This is a genomic window from Bacillus inaquosorum (genome assembly GCF_023238325.1).
In the GTDB taxonomy this organism is placed as follows: Bacteria; Bacillota; Bacilli; order Bacillales; family Bacillaceae; genus Bacillus; species Bacillus inaquosorum.
In genome coordinates this window covers 745337-764862 of record NZ_CP096592.1, presented here as the reverse complement: position 1 = coordinate 764862, position 19526 = coordinate 745337, and the positions used below count along the sequence as shown (strand labels likewise).

Annotated in this window: 7 protein-coding genes; 3 read left to right on the top strand and 4 right to left on the bottom strand. The window is 45.9% G+C overall.

What is annotated here, in order from left to right:
- Window positions 1-7: 7 nt before the first annotated feature.
- Window positions 8-298, bottom strand: a complete 291-nt coding sequence (gene gatC / locus M1M80_RS03770) for an Asp-tRNA(Asn)/Glu-tRNA(Gln) amidotransferase subunit GatC (RefSeq protein ID WP_003219442.1) — start codon at window positions 296-298, stop codon at window positions 8-10.
- Between the two features lie 413 nt (window positions 299-711).
- Here gatC and opuE point away from each other — a divergent pair, with 413 nt between their 5' ends.
- From opuE to M1M80_RS03755, 3 genes are all read left to right on the top strand, one after another.
- Complete coding sequence (gene opuE, locus M1M80_RS03765; protein WP_060398089.1) at window positions 712-2190, top strand: proline transporter OpuE; 1479 nt, start codon at window positions 712-714, stop codon at window positions 2188-2190.
- Window positions 2191-2295: 105 nt separating this feature from the next.
- Window positions 2296-2994 carry an MgtC/SapB family protein gene (locus M1M80_RS03760; RefSeq protein WP_072181537.1) on the top strand — a complete coding sequence of 233 codons (699 nt, stop codon included), beginning with the start codon at window positions 2296-2298 and terminating at the stop codon, window positions 2992-2994.
- A 112-nt stretch (window positions 2995-3106) separates the two neighbouring features.
- Window positions 3107-4486: an alkaline phosphatase gene (locus tag M1M80_RS03755; RefSeq protein WP_080428966.1), complete on the top strand. Its 1380-nt coding sequence runs from the start codon at window positions 3107-3109 to the stop codon at window positions 4484-4486.
- Between the two features lie 70 nt (window positions 4487-4556).
- On the opposite strand, the gene M1M80_RS03750 is transcribed toward M1M80_RS03755, so the two are convergent.
- The 3 genes from M1M80_RS03750 to M1M80_RS03740 are packed head-to-tail and all read right to left on the bottom strand — an operon-like array spanning window position 4557 to window position 19525.
- The gene (locus M1M80_RS03750; RefSeq protein WP_060398087.1) at window positions 4557-5558 is read right to left on the bottom strand and encodes a phosphotransferase enzyme family protein; all 1002 of its coding nucleotides are present in this window, start codon (window positions 5556-5558) and stop codon (window positions 4557-4559) included.
- Window positions 5551-11979, bottom strand: coding sequence for a type I polyketide synthase (locus M1M80_RS03745; RefSeq protein ID WP_060398086.1), 6429 nt, complete (start codon window positions 11977-11979; stop codon window positions 5551-5553). The genes M1M80_RS03750 and M1M80_RS03745 overlap by 8 nt, the downstream gene beginning before the upstream one ends.
- A gap of 1 nt (window position 11980) precedes the next feature.
- Window positions 11981-19525 carry a type I polyketide synthase gene (locus M1M80_RS03740; protein WP_060398085.1) on the bottom strand — a complete coding sequence of 2515 codons (7545 nt, stop codon included), beginning with the start codon at window positions 19523-19525 and terminating at the stop codon, window positions 11981-11983.
- Window position 19526 lies beyond the last annotated feature (1 nt).

Here is a 19526-nt window from a genome sequence, read left to right as displayed (position 1 = left end):
CCCTCCTTTAGTCCAGAATTGATGGCACACGAATATAGCCGTCTTTATGGTCAGGCGCATTTTTCATGACGTCCTCAACCGGAAGACCTTTACCCGCTTCATCTTCTCTCATGACATTTTTCATTTTCAGCACGTGAGTTGTAGGTTCCACATTGTCTGTGTTGACCTCATTAAGCTCCTCGGCAAATGAAATGATGCTGTCGAGCTGTTCAGTGAACATTTTTGCTTCTTCTTCAGTAATCGCAAGTCTTGCAAGGTGCGCAACGTGCTTTACTTCTTCTATTGAAATTCGTGACATATGATCCACCTCCACATATTTCTCCGTTAAGTCATATAATACTGATCATATCAAAAACAAGCCCTTTAAAGCAACAAAACGCCTTAGGACAGGCCTGTGTTTTCGAGACAATACCCTATATATTTTATACTAAAAAGAGGCGAAGGAGAAACGAAATATTTTTCTGAAAATTTTTACTTTAATTATTTTTTGAAAGCGTTTTAATCTTTATTCCCTTCTAGGTTAGCAGCGGTATTTCCCACTGATGATCCATGTTTCATCGCTTGAATGGCCGGGAATACTTTGTTAGGTTAAGTTACCAAGTGCACCCGCAAAAGAATTGCTTTCGGTTTGCACTTGCGCCAGGCTGCTTAACTGGCACCATCAATTTGAGAGGTGATGCAACATTATTAGAAATGAAGAGAGGGTAAAACGTGAGTATTGAAATTATTATATCGTTAGGAATTTACTTTATTGCCATGCTGTTAATCGGCTGGTATGCATTTAAGAAAACCACTGACATCAACGATTACATGCTTGGAGGAAGAGGTCTCGGACCGTTTGTCACTGCTTTGTCTGCCGGCGCGGCGGATATGAGCGGATGGATGCTGATGGGTGTTCCCGGCGCGATGTTTGCGACAGGGCTGTCAACCTTATGGCTTGCTTTAGGGCTTACAATCGGGGCGTACTCAAACTACTTGCTGCTGGCTCCAAGACTGCGAGCTTATACGGAAGCGGCAGATGACGCCATTACGATTCCTGATTTCTTTGATAAACGATTCCAGCATTCTTCATCACTGCTGAAAATCGTATCTGCTTTGGTTATCATGATCTTTTTCACATTATATACCTCTTCGGGTATGGTATCTGGCGGACGGCTGTTTGAATCTGCTTTTGGCGCGGATTACAAATTAGGCTTGTTTCTGACTACCGCAGTAGTCGTGTTATATACACTGTTTGGCGGTTTCCTTGCTGTCAGTCTGACTGACTTCGTGCAGGGTGCGATCATGTTTGCAGCACTAGTGCTTGTGCCGATCGTTGCTTTTACCCATGTGGGCGGCGTTACTCCGACTTTCCATGAAATCAGCGCTGTTAACCCACACTTATTGGATATCTTTAAAGGCGCGAGCGTCATTAGCATTATTTCCTATTTAGCCTGGGGCTTGGGCTACTACGGTCAGCCTCATATTATCGTCCGATTTATGGCCATTAAAAACATTAAAGATTTAAAGCCTGCGCGCAGAATCGGAATGAGCTGGATGATCATTTCAGTTCTCGGTTCCGTGCTGACAGGTTTGATCGGTGTTGCTTATGCCCATAAATTCGGAGTTGCTGTAAAAGATCCGGAGATGATATTCATAATCTTCTCTAAAATCTTGTTTCACCCTTTAATTACAGGATTCCTATTGTCAGCTATTTTAGCTGCGATCATGAGTTCCATCTCCTCACAGCTCTTGGTAACAGCAAGTGCTGTGACAGAGGATTTATACCGGACGTATTTCAGACGAAAGGCTTCCGATAAAGAATTGGTCATGATCGGGCGTCTGTCCGTATTAGTGATTGCTGTTATAGCGGTTCTCTTATCATTGAATCCGAGCAGCACCATTCTTGATTTAGTCGGATATGCTTGGGCCGGCTTCGGTTCAGCTTTCGGGCCTGCGATTCTGCTCAGCCTGTATTGGAAGCGGATGAACGAATGGGGCGCGCTTGCTGCGATGATTGTCGGGGCTGTGACCGTGTTGATCTGGATTACAACCGGCCTGGCAAAATCAACCGGCGTGTACGAAATCATCCCTGGGTTCATCCTCAGTATGATTGCCGGCATCATAGTCAGCATGATTACAAAGCGTCCTGCAAAAGCCTCTTACCGATTATTTGGTGTTATGGAAAAGCTGTTAAAACGCAAAAAGTAATCAAAAAGCCATCAAGCGCAGCTTGGTGGCTTTTGTGCCCTTGTTTTGCTATAAATACTGTGAGAAAATCATATTTATTTAAAAACACCTTAGATAAGGGGGAAGTTGCTGTTGAGCTGGTACATTGATCCTGATATTTTATTAAAATTGGGCATTGCCACGTTGATTGGCATGGTCATCGGGCTTGAGCGCGAATTAAAAAATAAGCCGCTCGGATTAAAAACCTGTATCGTTATCGCCGTCAGCTCATGCATGCTGACGATCGTCAGTATTAATGCGGCATATCATTTCCCTAAATACTACCGCATCATGATGGACCCGCTGCGTCTGCCGGCACAAATCATCTCCGGCGTCGGGTTTATCGGAGCCGGTGTCATCTTGCGGAAAAGCAACGATGTCATTTCCGGCCTAACGACATCGGCTATGATCTGGGGGGCTGCGGGGCTCGGGCTGGCAACGGGAGCCGGATTTTATAAAGAAGCGTTTGCCAGTCTTCTGTTCATCCTGATCAGCGTAGAATTTCTGCCATGGGTGGTTAGAAAAATCGGTCCCGACCGCCTGCAGGAAAAAGACATCCGCATCAGAATGTCGCTTTCTGATAAGGACAAAATGACAGAGATTTTAAAAGAAATGAAAAGAAGAGATATCAAAACACACTCCGTCCGGATCGACGACCTGGGCGAAAAGGAATTTCCGATCATGGAAGTAAAGGTCCGCGTCCATAAAAACAGATACACGACCGATGTCTACTATGACATTAAAGACATTGAAGGCGTAGTCGGCGTAAAGTGTGATACATTATAAAAGCCAATGGGACATGAATCCCATTGGCTTTTCGCTGTCATCGAAAAAAACATTGAAGTCTCTATTACTTTCAAATAAAATACATATTAGTAAATAAATATAATAAAAGGAGATGTTCCTCATTACCAAAGCCCGGTTTACAGTAACTGTCGCCCTCATTTTGACTGCTTTCTTAAGTATTTTTGCCATAATAGAATTCATGTCCCCTCCTCAATCTCAATCATCCAAGAGCAGCAGCAAGAATCCTAAAAATATTATCTTAATTATCGGAGACGGAATGGGTATGCCAATGATTAACAGCTATAGGACATTAAAAAGCGAAAAGCTGAACACCCCCGTCCAAACAGCATGGGACTCTTATTTAACAGGCATGCAGATGACACATCCTAACGATCCCAGAGACAATATTACTGACTCTTCGGCTGCTGCAACCGCCATGGCAACCGGAACGAAAACATATAACGATGCCATTGCTGTAGACAACAATCATCAGCAGCTCAAAAGCGTAACAGAAGCTGCCAAGGAGAATAAGAAGTCCGTCGGCTTCGTCGTGACTTCGGACTTAACCGACGCCACTCCCGCTGCTTTCGGCGTACATAACGTCTCACGGAAAAACTACACTGAAATTGCTGACCAATACTATGATGAACGGATTAATGGATCTCATAAGGTTGATGTTTTACTGGGAGGCGGAGCGAAGTATTTCATTCGCAATGACCGAAATCTTGCTGAAGAATTCCAAAAAGACGGCTATCATTATGTGACCACAAAGCAAGACCTGAAAAAAAATCAGTACGATAAGCTGCTCGGACTGTTTGGAGAAGTAGAATTAGATAAAGCGATTGACAGAGAGAACAGTACACCTTCTCTAAAAGACATGACAGAAGCGGCACTCACTCAGTTACAGAAGAACGAAAACGGTTTTTTTATGCTTCTGGAAGGAAGCAATATTGACAATGCAGCCCATGAAAATGACGTGGTGGGCGCTTTGAGCGAAATGGAAGATTTCGAGAAAGGTGTTCAAGCTGCTCTGGATTTTGCGAAAAAAGATAAAGAAACGCTGGTTATTATTACAGCTGACCACTCTACAGGCGGGTTCTCTTACGGCGCAGAGGGAATGACGCGCGAGACCGGCTATAAATGGGATCCTTCCCCAATCATCGCCGCTAAAAAAACGCCGGGCTATATGGCAGAGAAGATCGCTGAAGGCCAAGATGCCGAAAAAGTGCTCAGCACTTATATTGATATAAAGCTGACGGAAAATGAGATCAATCAGGTTAAAAACGCAGCCTCACAATCGAATACAGCTGCTGTCCAAAAAAGCATTCAATTGATTTTTGATAAACGGTCTTTTTCAGGCTGGACGACGTTAGCCCACACCGGGGAAGACGTACCGGTTTATGCTTACGGTCCGGGAAAAGAAAAATGGAAGGGGCTTATCGACAATACGCAGCAGGCAAAAAACATTTTTGCCATTTTAGAACAAAAATAAAAAACTCCGGCTCACTGCCGGAGTTTTTTTATTAAGGAGCGCCGCCCCAGAAAGGATCGGCGCAAATTTCTTAAGCTAACTTCGAAAAGTCAAATTCGGTTATCGGCGTTTGATTTTCGATATCGTTTCTGAATCCCTTCAGCATTTCTTTTTCTTCTTCTCCTATTGAATCAAGGTCAAACATTTGGTGGAGCAATCCATAAATCAGCATATGGCGCAGGCGGAGGAAATCCGGGATTTTCTTGAGCCATTCGGCGGCAATTTCATTTTCCTCCCTGTACCCTTTCATAAAATGCGTCATAAATTCTTCTGTAAAGGCTGCTTTATTTTCATATGGGACAACCGGATACCATAGTACATTGTAGAGGAGAATGCTGATATCATTCACAAACCAGTTGTACCCGATATCATCAAAATCAAATGTAGTGATCTTCCCATGATCCCAGTTAAAATTACCATGGTGAAGATCTGCGTGAACAAGGCCGTAGCTGTCACGTTTTTTTGGCAGTTGCCGCAACTCATTCATTAAATCGTCTGCCTGCTGAAAAACCTTTGTCTGATCTTCAGGGACATATTTTCTGAGCTTCAACTGCTCTTCTTCATCCCACTCTTGTCTTTTAAATCTTGGATTGCTCAGTTTATAGCTTTTTGTCAGGCTGTGCATCTTCCCTGTATATCTGCCAAGCTCGAAAAATAGGGTTTCGTTCCACTCAGATTCGTCTACTTTATGACCCGGCGCCTTTTCATACACTCTCAATAAAAATGCTCCGCCGTTTCCGTCCGGCACTTCCTCAACATCCTTACCGTTTAACGACGGGATTGGTTTGGCGACTGAAAGCCCGCCTTCAGCAAGATGATGGAGCCATTCCATTTCTCCCATAATGTAATCCGGCGACCGGCGAATGGTGTGTGTAATCTTTAAAATATAAGATTCATTGTCTTTGGCAAACTCATACACATAGTTTTCCGCATCCGCTAAAAACTGCACTTGATCTCTAGTAAATCCATATATAACGGCAGCTTCTGCCAAAACCTTTTCTTCATCAAATATTGCTTTAATATCTTTATGCATGCTGATTCTCCCTCTTCATATATTTAGATAATTCTCTTATCGTGTGTTTTTTCGCAAGATTCAAATCATCAACATACCAGCCTTTCTTTTCCATCTCTACTTCCATTTTGACAGCGAGCAGCGAATTTCCTCCTAAATCAAAGAAATCGTTGTCAATTCCTACATAATCCAGGTAAAGAATTTCCTTCCAAATATCTAAGAGAATTTTTTGCTGTTCTGTCTCCGGCCCGCTATCTTCTGTTTCAGCCCCTAAATGTTCCTTCACTAACAGAGCCCGCAAATGCTCTGGCTGATTGGTATCTAAGGCCATTAAATATGGAGAATGCAAGGATTTTTCAGCATGCAGCACTTCCCAATGAGCGTTTGTGTTTTCCATTAAAGCGGATTGCAATACACCATCAGCAATCACTTTCTCCTTTTTGCGAGGCGCGGGCTGTAAAGAGGATGCCCATTCGATATGTCCGCTTTGATCCTCTACCTCATCGACGGTTATGTGATAAACCGTTTTTAAGGGGCCAGCCTCTTCCTTAAAGCGATGCTCAGCCAAAAACTCAGAAAAAGCCCGGTTCTTTTCTGATTTCTTATACTCCAAGGACAACGTCGCAAGCTGTTTATCCCGTGCATATGAAGCAAGGCCTGACAGCACTTTATGTTCAATTCCTTTGCCTAGTGCGCGGCAGCTAAGCAGAAAAGTATCTAGCTTTAATGAATCTTCTGTTCGGATTCCCATGATTGCACCGACGATGCCTTCATCACTGAATCTGTCCGCTGCTTCAACGATCCAGCCGATATGGCCGTCCGTATTGAGCCGCTGGGCAAGCTGCTCTTCACGATAGACTGACGGATTCATATTGAACTGATTAATTCTCGCACTCATCTGAGCAACTCGCGGCAAATGCTCTTCTGTCATCTCAGTCAAGGCGATACGCAAGTGTAAGCCGGAAAGAAATTCTTCAAGCGAACGGGACGTATTCAAATCTATTTTTCTTTCTTGCGCTGCCAAATATCGTTCCGTGCGCTTTTGATCAGCTTCTGTCACTCTGAACCTGTCAAATGCCCAGACATGGTCTAAGAACATCGGAATAGAATCTGTATCAGACGGCAGAAGCAAGGTCAGAACCTCTGGCAGGCGTTCGTTCATTTCCAGGCATTGAGCCGGATCATCATCTAAGAATATGAACCGATCCACTGAAATGTTCAGCTCATCGGCCATTTCTTTCATGTTTCTGGCTTTCTCATTCCAATTAATGCGGGACAGGACAAAGTCCTCTTTCTTCAAAATCATATCTGGATGACGTTCAAACACATTCCAGACGTCTTCTTCATTATTTCTGCTTGAAAGCACAAGGAGCAGACCCTCTTCTTGTTTTCTCTTTAAAAATTGCTGCAGCGCTCGGTGGGCAGGAGTAATCATGACCCCTTCCGCACCAGCTTCAGACACGGTACCGCTCCACAAAGTGCCGTCACAATCGATGGCGGCCGCTTTAAATGGCGGTTTGAGCCATGCCGCAAACTCACGTGCCACCCGTGTTCCCATCGCCGCATAAAATTCTTTAGTAAACGGTATTCTTGCCGCTCTTTCACTTTGCGGGTCAAATATGGCATCAAGCTGGTATGTTTGATGCAGCTGGCGGAGATCAATCAAATGTACATCCGTTTCTCCAGCAAGCTGCGCGATCCAATTCTGCTGGGATTGCACAAGGATGTCCCGGAGCTCCTGCTCTTTCACATTTTCCAGCGGAAGCAATCCAATGAAATAAGGCACTTCCTTTTTCTTTTGTTTCATGATGGCGAGCAGTTCATCTGAATTATATTGAACGTGAGCCATTCTTTCTTCCAAAGAAAGACCTGAATCCCCTGCCATATCCTCAAGGCGAATCAACAGCAGATTGGCACCATTTTTTTGCCGTGACAGCAAGCTTTCTTCATTAAGCAATTCTTGAAACACCTGACCGTAAGGAGACAGCTTTATATCTAGATTGATATCAAACTGTTCGCCCCACCATTTTAGGTAAGGCACAATCGGATCAGCTGTAAAATTGGAACAGATGGTTAATGGGCACGAGATGACTCGGTTTGACTCTCTCTCCCTTTTCCGCTCGGCCTCTTCCTGCTCTTTTTGGCTCAGCACCGGAATGTCCTTTATGCGTTTTTCAGGCTCTTCTGCAGCTTTTTCAGCAAGAGAGATAAAATGAGAAACAAATGCCTGCATGGATTCATGAGTGAAAAGGGACCGGTTGTATTGAAGCACACATTTAAGCTCTCCCGTCACTTCCTTCACGACGTCCATTTTCATATCAAGCTTTGAAATGCCCTTTGCGAATTCGTATGTTTCAAATGTTAATCCGCCAGCCTCTATTTTTATATTCGGGTCATACTCATTATGATAGATCAGCATGGTATCAAAGAAAGGGTTGCGGTTCGGCTTGATCACCGGCTGCAGCGCTTCTGCCATTTGATCGTATGGATAATCCTGATGGTCATAAGCTTCAAGCAGAGTTTGTTTTGTGTGTTGAAGGTTGCCGGCAAACGACTCTTCAGGATTCAAATGAATTTTGATCGGCAAAAAGTTTGTAAACATGCCGATCGTATTCTCAATATCCGCATGACGCCGGCCTGCCACCAATGACCCAATCATCAGCTCCTGCTGTTTTGTATAGCTGGACAAAAGCATGGCATAGAGCTGAAACAGGATGACATTGTTGGTCAGCTGCTGCGCCTCTCCGATTTTCTCAAGCTTTTCTAAAACGCGAGGCAGGATTGTAAACTTAATTGCCCTGCCTAAAAAGCTTTGTTCCTTTCGTTCATAATCAAGAGGCATATTCAGCACAGGCACTTCGCCCTCAAGCTGCTTCAGCCAATACTCTTTTTGGCGTTTAAACATGTCACTATTAAAAAATGTCTGCTGCCACTCCGCATAATCTTTATACTGAATGATTTTTTCCGGGAGCTGTTCCCCTCTATATAATTGGGTAAATTCTTTTATAAAAATATTCATCGAGGCGCCGTCCGCCACAATATTATGCATATCAACAAGCAACGCATGTTTTTCTTCCTCAATTTTGACGAATTTCACCCGAATTAATGGAGAGACCTTAAGATCAAATGGCCGTATAAATGAACTGATTTCGTCATCAAGCTCATCCATTTTCGCTTCGGTTTGTTCAATCGAAAAATCAAAGTTCTGATGGATTCTCTGCACAGGTTCTCCATCCTTAATTTCAAACGTTGTACGCAGTGTTTCATGCCTTTCGATCAGCTTTTTGAATGTGTCCTCAAAGCGGGCGGCATCAATTTTTCCGAAGCACAAAAGAGCCATCGGCATGTTATATGTGGTGACTTGCCCGATTCTCTGATGAATCAAATACGTTCTCCGCTGTGCCGCTGACAGCCTGTATACGTCTTTTTTCTCTGAAGGCTGAATGGATGTATATTGATTTCTGTCAGAGCGCTCAATAAGTGCGGCAAGCGCACGGATTGTCGGGTGCTGGAACACATCGCTTAACGTAAGCTCCGCTCCAAATTCCTTGTGAATGCGGGAAATCAGACCAGTGGCGTTCAATGAATGCCCGCCTGTTTCAAAGAAATGGGTATCTAATGTGACACGTTTGACTCCGAGAATGTCCTTCCACATAGCAGCCAAGACTGCCTCTGTCTCATTAAATTGAACATCTGATTTTGTATCCGCTGTCTGCCCGTCATTTGCTTGCTCAGGCACCAAAAGCTGAAAATTTTCTGCCACCAGTGTTCCCGACTGTTCATTTGTCCGGCCAATCCAATATCTTTCTCTTTCGAAAGGATACGTTGGAAGCGGAATAAGCTGGCATTGCTCCTGATCATAAAAAGCTGTCCAATCGACCGGCACCCCGTGCAGCCATATCTCACCCAGTCTGCTCAGCAAGTAACGGTAATCAGAAGCTGCCTCCTTTGGATGCCTCATCAGCTGGATTGCAATGTGCTGCTCGTCCTCTGCCTGATACAATTTGCTGACAAACGAACGCAGCGCATTTCCAGGGCCGACCTCTATAAAAATTGGATCCAGCTCTTCTTTTAAGCGTTTTGCGCAGTTCATAAATCTGACGGTTCCCCGCAAGTGATCAGCCCAATATGACGGATCTCCAGCTTCCTCATCAGTGATCCAGTCTCCTGTTACATTTGAGACAAACGGGATCTTTTGTTTTTTAAATTGATAGGCTGAGAGCTTTTGTTTCATGCTTTCTAAAACCGGTTCCATCATATACGAATGGAAGGCATGTGATGTATGAAGCTTTCTGCAGCCGTGTCCTTCCGCGTTCAGCTTCCTTTCCAATGCATCAATCGCACTTGATTCTCCTGATACAACACATGAATCCGATGCATTCACAGCAGCGATTGAAATGGTTCCGTCTGTATACGGTTTGATGTCTGCTTCGCTTAAGGAAACGCTAAGCATAGAACCGGACGGCAGATTTTGGAGTGCTGCCCCTCGATAGCTGACGATGTCAAGAGCATCTTCCAATGAGAGCACACCGGAAATGGCTGCAGCCGTATACTCACCGATGCTGTGTCCCGCCATTGCTTTCGGCTTAATTCCCCAGTGGATCAGCATTTTTGCAAGTGCATATTCGATACAGAACAGAAGAGGCTGCGTATATTCAGTTTGGTTAATCAGTTTTGCATCATGCTGATTATTGTCAGAGAAAAGCACCGTGCGCGGATCTGTGTCCATATGATTTTTTAATATGTCAAAACAGGCATCGAGCTCTTCCTTAAAAATCGGTACAGTATCGTAAAGCCCTTTAGCCATATCAACATACTGCGCCCCCTGTCCCGGAAAAAGAAAGACAACGGGCCGGCTTGCAGATTGAGAGCTGCCGGTTTTAACAGACTCATAGTCATTTTCATGAATAGCCTGAAGAAGCTCAGGCACATCCGCTGCCACAATCGCTTTTTTATAAGGAAACGAATGACGCCCTACTTTGAGGGTATATGCCGCGGCTGCCAAATTGGCCTGCGGATTTTTCACGAAATAGTTTGACAGCCGGTCTGTCATGTTGTTTAAAGCGGCAGGTGTTTTGGCTGACAGCAATAAGAGTTCAGCGTCATGTCTTTCCGCTGCCTTTTGCTGTGCCGGCGCTTCCTCTAAAATGACATGGGCATTTGTTCCCCCAATGCCAAATGAGCTAACGCCCGCTCTGCGCGGGAACTCATTTTCTTCCCAAGGGGTGAGTTTCGTATTGACGACAAATGGTGATTGCTCAAAATCAATTTTGGCGTTTGGCTTTTCGAAATTCAGAGTCGGCGGAATCACTTTATGCTTTAAGCTTAGAACTGCTTTCATAAATCCAGCTACACCAGATGCATCATTTAAATGACCGATGTTGGATTTGACAGAACCAATTCTGCAGTAGCCGCGACGGTCCGTTTGGTAAGCTTGTTTTAATGCTTCAATTTCTATCGGATCACCGAGTGTCGTCCCTGTGCCGTGAGCCTCGACATAGGTAATGGTTTCAGGCTCCACCTCGGCCATGTGCAGGGCTGTTTTAATCGCTGTTACCTGGCCTTTGGTGCTCGGCGCTGTATATCCAACCTTTCTGCTGCCGTCATTATTGATCGCAGTACCTTTTATTACAGCATAAATATGATCTCCGTCTGCTTCAGCATCTTCAAGCGTTTTTAAAATGACCGCTCCTGCCCCGTCTCCAAATACTGTGCCTGCCGCCTCATCATCAAAGACGCGGCAATGCCCGTCTGGAGAATGGATCATACCTTCTTGGTAGAGATACCCGGATTTTTGTGGGAGGCGGATAGAGACTCCGCCTGCAACCGCCATATGGCAGTCCCCATTTAACAAAGCCTGAGCAGCAAGGTGAATAGAGACCATCGAGGTTGAGCAAGCAGTCTGCACCATCATGCTCGGCCCTTTCAGGTTAAGCTTATAAGAAATAAGTGTTGCCATGTAATCTCTCATATTCAAAACGGCTGTTTCCAGCGTCTTTGAGTCTTCTCCAGACTTTGCCCCCTGAAGAGCCCTTAGCACCCATTCTGCATTGAGGCCCGCTCCGGTATAAAGGCCGATCTGCCCTTTATAAGTGAAAGGATCGTAGCCGGCGTCTTCCAAGGCCGTCCACACGCATTCATGAAAGATACGGAACTGCGGATCCATCATGGCAGCTTCCTTCGGCGTATAATCAAAGAAGCCGGCATCAAACAGATCTACATCCTCCACAATTCCTTTTGCTTTGACAAATCGCGGATCATTCAGCAGCTCTTCATTAACTCCCTCTTCTCTCAGCTCCTCATCAGTGAAAAAAGAAATCGTCTCTTTCGCATTTTTTAAATTGCTCCAAAACTCCTGCACGTTTTTTGCTCCCGGAAATCGGCCTGCCATACCGATTACCGCAATTTCAGCTCCATGATTCGCATAATGAGAATTACTCATTCTATTCGCCGCCTCTCAATCTTTTATCTCGCTGATTGCGTATCCGCGTTTTTCTCCGTCCCTTGGATACAGCTGCCATTTCTTCTTTATCCTCTTCACTTTCCTCTTGATCAGGACTGATAAATTGCGCTAAAGCAGCTACAGACGGGTATGTGAATAAAGTCACCACAGCCTCGTTGGTTCCCAATTCTTTATTTAAACGGTTTGTCACTTGTACAATGTCTAAAGAGCTGGCTCCCAAATCAAAAAAGTTATCATGTATGCCGACTTGCTCCAGACCCATGAAATCTTGCCAAATGCCGCATATGACCTGTTCTGTTTTGTTGCGGGGAGCGACATACGGATTATTCAATTCAGGTCGGGTGTGTAAGGCGCCCGTCTTCTTCTCCTCTTTCGCTATGCTATCGGCATTCATGGATATCCATTGCTTCATTCTGTGTCCCAAATCACCTGTTGAAACTAATAAATGGCGATTGTTGATATCTGACAGCACATATTGAAAAAGAGCTGCTCCTTCTTCAGGCAAAATGGCAAGTTCAGCAATAGATTCTCCGATAGTAGATTCAAGCTGGCCCCAGAAGTTCCATGCATCCCAGTTCACGCAAACCCAAGGAGTCTTGCTGCGCTGATTCACCCTCGCCGCAAAAGCATCCATATAAATATTCGCTGCAGAGTAAGCTGAGAAACCGAGACCTCCAAGCAAAGCACTAATCGATGAAAATAAGAAACAAAAATCTATATTTTCGTTTTCTAATAGAGATTCAAGCACTTTCAATCCTCTGACTTTAGACTGGAACTGGTCTTCTCCGCCTTCAATCGTTGCAGGTATATCTGTAATCGCCCTGAAAGACGAACTTCCCGGAAGCCCCGCAGCGTGAAAGACGCCGTTCAGCTGTCCAAACTCAGTATGAACCTTTCTCATAACAGCCTGCATATCCGACAGGCTTCCCGCATCTGCCTGAAGAGCTGTCACCTTTGCGCCTAACCGTTCCAATTCTTTTATTTTCATGATTTTCACGGTAATCGGATCATCTTCCTCATGTTTCTCGCACCAGCTTTCCCACTGGCTGCGCTGCGGAAGTTCACTTCTTCCTGTCAGAATCAGACGGACGTTTCCTTCTTGTGCAAGCAGCTTTGATAACACAAATCCGATTCCGCCAAGCCCTCCCGTAATAAGATAAACACCTTTCGGGCGGATCATATTCGGCAAGCCGGACGCTTTATTTAACTGAACAGGCTGATACATCTGCACCCATCGGCGGCGGTTTCGGTATGCGATAATTTGATCCTCGCCCGCTGCATCAGTTTCCGTCAGGATTTGGTCAATCAACTCCTCTTCTTTCCATGTCAATGTATCCGGTAAAGGAGGAATGTCGATGTTCCAGCACTTCAAATGGTTATATTCCTGCGGGATGACTTTCAACGGCCCCAAAATCGTCGATTTTTCAGCATTGATTTGTTCTTCTCCAGTCACCTCATGAATCCCGCTTGTCAGCACAAACATATTACATTCGTTCATTTGTTTTCGATTAGATGCCGCCTGTGCAGTAAAAATCAAACTATAATAGCCGTTTTCACTGTACGTGCTGAAAGTTTTGAAGGATTCCCCTTGCTCCGAAACGCTCCACAGATGCATCATACAGTTTGGAAGAAGCCCGTCTGAAGCAAGTGAAGAAAATAAACGCTCATAATGTGTCCCATCAGCTGGATTGATGACATACAATCCGCTGTTTATTTTTTTGAATTGCCGGTCTCTCGTGACAATTACGGTCTCATGTCCTTGGCGGCGTATCGCTTGCACCAGCCGATCTCCAAAGGCTGTTCCTTCATGGAAAACCAGGGTTTTTCCGCTTTCAGCTGGCTGCTCTTTCTTTCGGCTGTCAGCGGACTTAATCTTTCTTTCCCATGACGGCAGATAGAACCATTGATCCATCGGTTTCTTTTTATTCCATTCATCAACTGCGGTGAAAGCAGCCGCATTGTCAGCCGCTTCTATCCAATAGCGTTTTTTCTCAAAAGGATAAGGCGGAAGCGATATCAGACGCTTAGGCTTATCACCGCCATACTGCCTCCAGTCAATTTCACATCCGCAGACCCAAAGCTGACCTAATTTCTTCAAGAAATAGGAATGATCATGCGCTGGTTCTTGAACATGTCTGACGAGATTGACGATGTCATGCTGGCTGGATCTCTTCTTGTGCCTTCTGGCAAACGTGCTTAATGTGCTGCCCGGTCCGACTTCTATTAACAGAACGTTATCATCACTCAAAATCTGTTCTAATCCTTCATGGAAGCGGACTGTGCCTCTTAAGTGCTGAGTCCAATAAGCCGGGTCTGCTGCTTGTTCCGGCGTTATCCAAGTTCCCGTTACATTCGAAACAAATGGAATCCGAGGGGTGTTCATATCCTGTTGCTTTACAATCGCGGCAAATTCCTCAAGAATGGGTTCCATCATATAAGAATGAAAAGCGTGAGAAGTATGCAGCTGGCGGCCGGCAATGCCCTTTTCTTCAAGGAGAACCGCAAACGTCTCAATGTCTTCGCTTTTTCCGGATACTACGCATAAATCACGAGCATTGACAGCCGCAAGTGACAGACTGTTCGTAAGCAGCGGCTGCAGCTCTTCCTCTGATAGCTGAACACTCATCATTGCTCCAGATTCCAGCTGCTGCATCAGCCTTCCCCGCTCCATTACGAGCGTTAAAGCCGTGTCTAATGAAAACACGCCTGACAGGCATGCAGCAGTGTATTCACCAATGCTGTGTCCAATCATATAATCCGGTGAGATGCCTGCACTTTGCAGCAGCTTTGCGAGCGCGTATTCAAAGATGAACAGCAGCGGCTGCACAACAGCGGTCTCCGTCAGCTTCGCCCCATCATTTGAATCTGGGAAGACGATCGCCTTCAAATCAATTTGATGTGACTTCTGTGCGAAGGCAAAACAGCGGTCCGCTTCTTTCTGAAATACAGGTTCAGCTTCATATAAATCTTTCATCATATCAATATACTGAGAGCCTTGCCCGGAGAACATAAAGGCAGTCGGGCGCCCGCTGTGTCTTTGATAGGCTGTGAGCTCTGCACCGCTTTCCCATTCCGTTGATTTTGAGAGCACGACCGCTTTTCGGTATGAAAATTGTTTTCTGCCAACTTGCAAGGTGTATGCCACATCCTCTAACGGAACGTTTGGATGCGTTCGAAGAAATTCCTTCAATCGATTTGTCATCCGCTCTAAGGCTGTGTCTGTTTTTGCTGACAGAACTAGCAAATGCCGCTGGCTCTCGGAAGCTTCTCTGCCTGACTCCGGCTCTTCTTCCAGTACAATGTGCGCATTTGTGCCGCCAATTCCGAAGGAGCTGACACCCGCACGCCTTGGATCAGCGGATTCCTTCCAGTATGTCGCCTCGGTATTGACATAAAATGGCGTCCGGTCAAAATGAATATGCGGATTAGGTGTCGTGTAGTTCAAGCTTGGCAAAATTGTTTTATGTTTTAGCGATAAAACGGCCTTAAAGAGCCCGGCAATCCCGGCGGCGCTGTTTAAATGTCCGACATTGCTTTTCACTGACCCGATTGGAATTGACATTGGCCTGCCACTTTTAAAAACCTGGCTCAGCGCTTCCATTTCGATTGGATCACCCATTTTTGTACCGGTTCCGTGAGCTTCGATATACCCTACTGTGTTCGGATCAATCCCTGCATTCTCGTATGCATTCTTTAACACTTCGGCCTGGCCTTCTACGCTCGGGGCGGTAAAACCGACTTTTCGGCTTCCGTCATTATTCATTCCGACCCCTTTTATGACCGCATAAATGGTATGCCCTTCTTTAACGGCGTCCTCATATCTTTTTAAAACGACAATCCCCGCGCCATCGCCAAAAACTGTTCCGCCTGCATCCTCATCAAAAGGACGGCAATGCCCATCAGGTGATTGAATCATGCCATCCTGATAAACATAGCCTGACCGCAAAGGGGTGCTGACAGTTACGCCTCCCGCAAGCGCCGCGTCACATGCTCCGTTTTGCAGCGCTTGACATGCCGCTCCAATATTGACTAAAGAAGTGGAGCAGGCTGTTTGCATTGTGATGCTCGGCCCATGCAGGTTTAATTTATAAGCAAGCTGGGTACTGAAAAATTCTCTGTCATTTAACAGCATGGAGCTAAACTGTTCAGTCCCATCCAGTTTCCCTGCGAAACGGGTAATCCATTCGAGGTTCGGACTTGTCCCAGTGTAGACGCCGATTTTCCCTGTTGTCCGTTCAGGGTCGCAGCCCGCATCTTCTAAGGCCTCCCAAGCACATTCATGTAAAAGCCTGAATTGCGGATCCATCAATTCTGCTTCTCTTGAGGAATATTGGAAAAAATCCGCATCAAACATATCAGAGTCCTCGATGATCCCCTTCGCTTTTACATAATCGGGGTGCTGCAAGAGCTGGTCATCAATGCCTGACGCTTTTAATTCTTCATCCGTAAAGAAGCTGATAGTTTCTTTGCCGTTTACGAGATTATTCCAAAACTCATCCAAATTGCCGGCTCCCGGAAAACGCCCTGCCATACCGATAATCGCGATATCAGATCCCTGACGGCTTTGCGACACCTTTTGATGCTGCGTCATTTCTGGCTGCCCGGCCTTCGTTTGAACCTGTTGATGAAGATGCTTCGCCAGGCTGCGAACTGCGGCAAATTGATAAAGCAGAACTGGTTCCACCTTCCAATTCAAATGATCTGTTAATTTTGCCGCTAATTGAGAGATATCAAGCGACGTAGCCCCCAGCTCAAAAAACGGCGCATCATCGTCAAGCTCATTGAATCCAAAATGCTTTATGACAATTTCTCTGATTGTCTTTTCAATAGCAGATAACGGCATTGCACGAAACGGTTCTGCCGGCTGGCGAGGCTCATCTTCTTCAAGTTCAGCCAGTGCTAAGCCGTCAGGCAACGGGAAATGCTGCTTTGTAAAAGGGTAAGTCGGCAGAGCTAACCTTTTATTATGCTGAGGTTCATGCAGGACGCTGAAATCAACCTCAGACCCGAGACTCCACAACGCTCCGTATATATGTAACTTTAAAACGTCTGTGTGTCCTTGTGTGCCGAGATCACCTGTCATGCCAATTGATTGGCGCTCTGTAAACACTGATGCCCCCTGAGTCAAACGCAGGTCTATGCAAATAGCAGGTTCCTCCCGCAAACAAGACGAGATGTGTTCAAAAAACCGTATCGGCTTGCAGATTTGGCCGGCCCAATAACTGGCATCCGCTGCTTCGTCATCTGTTATCACTTTTCCAGTGACAGATGAAACGACTGGAATGTCTGGTGACTTCCTGTCCAGCGTGCCAAGGAAGTGCATGAATTCTTCCGCAGCGTCGACCAGCAGATCCGATTGATACGCGATATCCCCATCAAATAACTCAGCAGCTATCCCTTTTTGTTCAAGCCGCGCCTTCAGCTGATACACATCCTCTGGCAAACCGGAGACGGCACAATACCGCTCATCAATCAGCGCAAGGGATAATGATTTTTCTAAGTATTGAACGATATCCGGTTCTGACAGGCTGACACCGAGCATTTTTCCTGCCGGCGACATACTGATTAACTCTCCGCGTTTATATGCGGCTGCGGCCCCTTCTTCAAAGGAAAACATCCCTGCCGCGCAGGCCGCCGTAAACTCCCCGAATCCCCGTCCGATAAAGCGGTCTGGTGTTATGCCGATGTGCTGTAAGAAACGGACTGCGGCGTATTCCATGATGAACGACACCGCATGGACCAATCCCAGATTTCCCTCTTCCCGGTACGTTTCTGGAGCAGAAATACATGCTTTAAAGAAGCTGAGTACATCCTGCTGAAAAGCATTTTGCACCTTTTCAAGGCAAGCATCGACTTCTTTTTTGAACAGGTTTTCCGTGCGGTACAGCTGCGCATATCGGCCAAAGCCCTCTTGAACGTCTCCCGCAAATACAAACATGGTGCTGCTTGGAACAACCGCCGATTCGGTGATTTGTTTTTTATGCCGATGTTCAGAAAGCTGATCAAGAAGATCCTTTTGATGTGAAGCAACAAAGGAGATTCTGTACTGGAATTGCTTTCTGCCAAGCTGTAACGTACGGGCTATGGCTGGCAGCGGCGCTTCCGGGTTCCGGCGAAGAAAATCAGCCAATTGATCCATTGAACGGGTAAGCTCCTGCCTTGTTCTCCCAGAAAGAACAACGAGCTCAGGACCGCCGGCTGGCATTTCATCAGTATAAGATGGGGGCTCTTCAAGGACAACGTGAGCATTAGCGCCGCCGATTCCAAAGGCGCTCACGCCGGCTCTTCTCGGCCCTTGCAGAGATTCCCATTCAGTCAGCTCTGTATTGACAAAAAACGGCGTGTTCTCAAACTTGATGCGCGGGTTCGATTTTTGATAGTGAAAAGCGGGCGGCAGCATTTTATGATGGAGCATCATAACGGTTTTTATAAATCCCGCTACCCCGGAGGCGGCGTCCAGATGCCCGATATTCGCTTTGACAGAACCAATTCGGCAATATGCTTTTTTATCTGTATTGAAAGCACGGGTCAGCGCCTCAATTTCAATCGGATCTCCGACAGGCGTTCCTGTCCCGTGGGCCTCAACATAACCAATGCTTTCCGGTTCCGTTTCCGCCATCTCCATAGCTGTGGCAATGACATTCGCCTGGCCTTCAGCACTTGGAGCCGTATACCCAGCCTTATTGTTTCCATCATTATTAATTGCAGAGCCCTTGATGACCGCATAAATCACATCACCGTCAGCTTGTGCGTCTTTCAATCGCTTTAACGCCACCACTCCGGCTCCTTCACCAAAAATGGTTCCGTTCGCCTTTTCGTCAAACGGACGGCAATGACCATCTGCTGAATAGATCATTCCTTCCTGATAAAGGTACCCAGATATATGCGGCAGGCTCAGGGTAACACCTCCGGCTAATGCAAGGTCACATTCTCCTCCAATCAAACCCTGGCACGCCATATGTATCGCGACAAGAGAAGTCGAGCAAGCGGTTTGAACTGATACACTCGGCCCTTTCAAATTAAGTTTATAAGCGATCCGTGACGCAAACGACGAATCATTTAAATGCATGATTTGAAAAGCGTCTTCATTCTTATGAAGAGAAGACATATGACGGCCCATCCAGGACAAATTGCTGGAAGCACCAGCATACAGCCCGATCAGCCCGTTAAACCGTTCAGCGTCACAGCCCGCATGCTCCAGCGCCTCCCAGGTACATTCATGCATGAGTCTGATTTGCGGATCCATCAAGGCAGCTTCTCTCGGTGAATAGCCGAAAAACTCCGCATCAAATTCAGAAACCTCATCAATGATCGGTTTTGCTTTTACATATGCCTCTTGACGAAGCAGCGTCTCATCTACCCCGGCTTCTTTTAGTTCTTCATCGGTAAATTGAGTGACCGATTCTATTCCTTTTGAAATGTTGCTCCAATACTCATCAATATTTGCCGCGCCTGGAAACTTGCCCGCCATACCGACTACCGCTATTTCCAGTCCTGTTTCTGTCCATTGTTTCTCGTCAGCCATG

Excerpts from the sequence above, each read along its gene's own strand:
- gatC (WP_003219442.1), bottom strand. The coding sequence starts at position 298 with ATGTCACGAATTTCAATAGAAGAAGTAAAGCACGTTGCGCACCTTGCA.
- M1M80_RS03750 (WP_060398087.1), bottom strand. The coding sequence starts at position 5,558 with ATGCATAAAGATATTAAAGCAATATTTGATGAAGAAAAGGTTTTGGCA.
- M1M80_RS03740 (WP_060398085.1), bottom strand. The coding sequence starts at position 19,525 with ATGGCTGACGAGAAACAATGGACAGAAACAGGACTGGAAATAGCGGTA.
- M1M80_RS03755 (WP_080428966.1), top strand. The coding sequence starts at position 3,107 with ATGTTCCTCATTACCAAAGCCCGGTTTACAGTAACTGTCGCCCTCATT.
- M1M80_RS03745 (WP_060398086.1), bottom strand. The coding sequence starts at position 11,979 with ATGAGTAATTCTCATTATGCGAATCATGGAGCTGAAATTGCGGTAATC.